Source organism: Microbispora sp. ATCC PTA-5024 (genome assembly GCF_000511135.2).
Lineage (GTDB): Bacteria > Actinomycetota > Actinomycetes > Streptosporangiales > Streptosporangiaceae > Microbispora > Microbispora corallina.
On record NZ_KI866524.1, the window covers coordinates 899737 to 903053 of the forward strand.

The 3317-nt window shown below is 77.1% G+C and carries 2 protein-coding genes; both read right to left on the reverse strand.

Annotation, left to right across the window (positions count from 1 at the left end):
• Positions 1-1458, reverse strand: a 1458-nt coding sequence (locus MPTA5024_RS24625) for a glycosyltransferase family 2 protein (RefSeq protein ID WP_084369964.1), incomplete at its 3' end; no start/stop codon positions are given.
• The coding region (locus MPTA5024_RS24630) for a glycosyltransferase (RefSeq protein WP_051458607.1) at positions 1440-3317 on the reverse strand (1878 nt) is incomplete at its 5' end. The genes MPTA5024_RS24625 and MPTA5024_RS24630, both read right to left, overlap by 19 nt.

The window sequence follows — 3317 nt, forward strand, 5'->3', positions numbered from 1 at the left end:
GTCGCCGTCGAGCGCCCACGGCCGGCCGGGCGGGGGCGGGGGCGGCGCGTCGGCCAGGGTCAGCCCCCATTTTTCGCCCGCGTCCCAGAGCGTGCCGAACATCGCGTGGACCAGGTCGTCGAGGGCGTCCCCCGGCCCGGCGCACCAGCGGGCCCGGGCGACGGCGGCCGTCCGCTCCAGCCGGGCGTGCACGACCCCGTCCCGCTCGCGCTCGTCCAGCGCGAGCGAGAGCACCCCGAGGCCCTGCCGGTCGGCGAACTTCACCAGCGACCCGATCGTGCTCCGCCCCGGCGTCCACCCGGGCGGGCAGTGCAGGCGGAACGGCACCGGGAAGCAGTGCTCGGGCAGGCTCTCGGCGAAGGACACGCGCGGCTCGCCCTCGTAACAGGCCCGCACGAGCCGCAGGTCGAGAGCGGGATCGCCGAGCGGGTCGCGCCGTCCCCCGCCCAGCCGGCTCCACGGGCCGACGATCTTGACGACCACGTCGGGCAGCTTGCCCGCCAGGACGGCGTCGACCGTGGCCCGCACCTCCTCGAACGAGGCGTCCGTCGCCGTCACGACCACCTCGACGTACGGCACGAGGTAGCGGCGGTTGGGATGGGCGCGCAGCCAGCGGAAGACCGGGATGCGCTCGGCGAGGTAGGGCCAGTTGTGCCGCTTCACGTCCTGCTCGCGGCGCATGACGGTCGAGTCGCCGATGTGCCGGCCCCGCGCCTCCCGCTCGCCGACGAACACGGCGCCGGCCTGCGCGAGGCGGTAGCCCAGCTCGGTGTCCTCGCCCATCACGAGCGCCCGGTCCATCCCGCCGGCCGCGCGCAGCAGGGCGGCGGGGAGCGACGCGGTCGCCCCCACCGTCACGGAGAACGCCCGGAAGCCCGCGGTCCGCAGGTCGTCCGTCTCGTCCCAGCGCTGCTCGGTCCACTGCGGCGTGCCGTCCTCGTCGGGGAAGAGCTTGACGAGCGTCCCCGCCTCGATGGCGGCCAGCACCTCGCCCGCCGGCACGACGTCGAGACCCGGCACGAACCGCAGTCGTCCCAGCACCACGAGGCAGCCCGCGAGGTGGTGCCACCGCATGTGGGCCTCGACGTGCTCGGGGAAAGGCACCAGGTCGGCGTCGAGGTAGTGGACGACGTCGCCGGTCGCGGCGTCGGCGCCCGCGGCGCACGCGCTCGCCTTGCCCCAGACTCCCGGACGCGGCCGGATCACCCGGGTCCGGCGCGGCGCGGTGGGTGGCAGCGCCGGCATGGGCTCCTCGCCGTCGTCGACGACGATCACCTCCATGAGGTGGGCCGGGTACGTCTGCCGGTCCAGCGCGGCCAGCACGAGCGGGAGCGTGGCCCCCGCCCGGTACGCCGGGATGACGACGCTCACCGACAGCCGCGGGGTCCACGTCCCGAGGGCGGGCGGGTCGCCGAGCACGCCGTAGTCGTTCATGGGGATCAGCGGGGACCCGCCCATGTCCTCACCTCCGCTCGGCCGTGCGGCACGGCCGCCTCCATCAGCTCGTTGAACACCAGCCCGCGCCACTGCTCGTGGGACGACGCGAGGAACGACTGCACCGGCTGCCGCCACGTGTGGCCGTGCGCGCTGCGGCGGCGCAGGACGTAGCCGAAGCCGTGGGTGCGGTAGATCCGGCCGCCCGCGGCCTCCACCGCCTGGAGGAGCTGCCCGTCGACCGTGCGCGGCAGCGGCCGGAACCCGCCCACCGCCTCGAACGCCGACCGGCGGACGAGCATCGTCCCCCCGGCCACCAGGGGCGCGAAGCGCTCGGTGCCGATACGCCGCCGGATGGTCACGTCGAGCGGCTCCAGGTAGACGAACTCCGCGGCCGAGCCGACCAGGTCGGCGCCCGAGTAGAGCTGGGCGAGGAGCAGGTCGGCCAGGTGGTCGGGGCCGTACCAGTCGTCGTCGTCCACCTTCGCCAGGAACGACCCGGCGGCGAGGTCCGCCATGCGGTTCAGCACCGCGCCGAACGGCAGCTCCGCGGGCGCCTCGACCACGGTCACCGGGAGCAGCGCGCTGCCGACGGCCGTCCGCCGCGCGGACAGGCCGTGCAGCCCGATCACCAGTTCCGCCCGGACCCCGCGCTGGCGCTCCATCTGCCGGATCGCGAACGGGATCATCTCCGGGCGGCGGGTGCAGAGCAGGATCGAGACCGAGGGCTCGGCCGGGAGTGGAAGCCCGGCCGCGCGGGCCGTCTCCCGCCACCGCGGCACCGAGCCGTGGAGGCGCAGGGCCGACCGGCGCAGCCGGATGCTCAACTCCTCGCGCCGCAGGTCGTCCTGGACCTCCTCGGCGAGGACGGCCGCCAGCGCGCGGGCGAGGTCGTGGCCGAGCGCGGCGTCGCGCGCAGGGTCGGGCTCGGCGAGCATCGGGACCCCGGCGGCCGCCAGGGCGGCGACCAGGCGGGCCGCGACGAGCGGCCGTCCGGGGAGGGCGGGTACGGCGAGGGCGCGCGTCTCACGCAGGCGCGCCACGTCCACGTCGGTCACCTCGCCGCCCGGCGGCAGCCGCACCAGCGTCTCGCCGCCGGAGACGACGGCGAAGCCGGGCCCGTCGGCGACCAGGCTCGCGACCGGCGACGACGGGTGCTGCCGGAACCCGACGGGGTTGATCACGGCCTCGTCGACGGGCGGGAACCCTCCGGGCGCTGCGCCCGCCTCCGCCGCCGGCCGCTCCTTCACGTCGGCCGCCTGCCCGTCCACGCATGGCGCGAGTCCGTCCGCCGCCGTACGGCGGGCCTGGGGCGGGACCGCGGCGGGAGCGGCCGGGGCGGCGGGCTCCCCGTACGGCGGACCCGCGAGGAGCAGGTCGCAGCCCGGGGCGTCGCGGCGCTCGGGGACCGGGCCGCCCATGGGGACGAGAGTGGCGTTGGCGTCGCCGGGCCTCCAGGCGGCGTCGCCGGGCGCGAGACCGGCCACGGGCTGCGCGAGGTGCCGCCGGGCGCCGAAGAGCCCGTGGACCACCTGGGCCAGGACGTCGCCGCCCGCCGCCGGCTCGTCGAAGAGGGCGTCGAGATGCCAGCCCTGACCGGCCCGCCCGATCGTCAGACCGGCGAGGTGGCGCCAGCAGTCGCCCTGCCCGGCGACGGGGAACGGCGGGGACGCCCACGGCGGCGTCTCGGCGACGGCGAGGCGGATCCTGCGGCCCATCGGGACGAGGCCGCGCAGCGTCACGGCGAGGCGCAGGTCCGCCGGGGTGCGCGCGGCGAGCACCACGCATCCGAACACCGGCACTTCTGCGGCCTCGGCGCCGGGACCGTGCCCGCCCCGCGCCTCGGCGGCATCGGTGCCGGACGCCTGCCGGCCCCGCGTCTC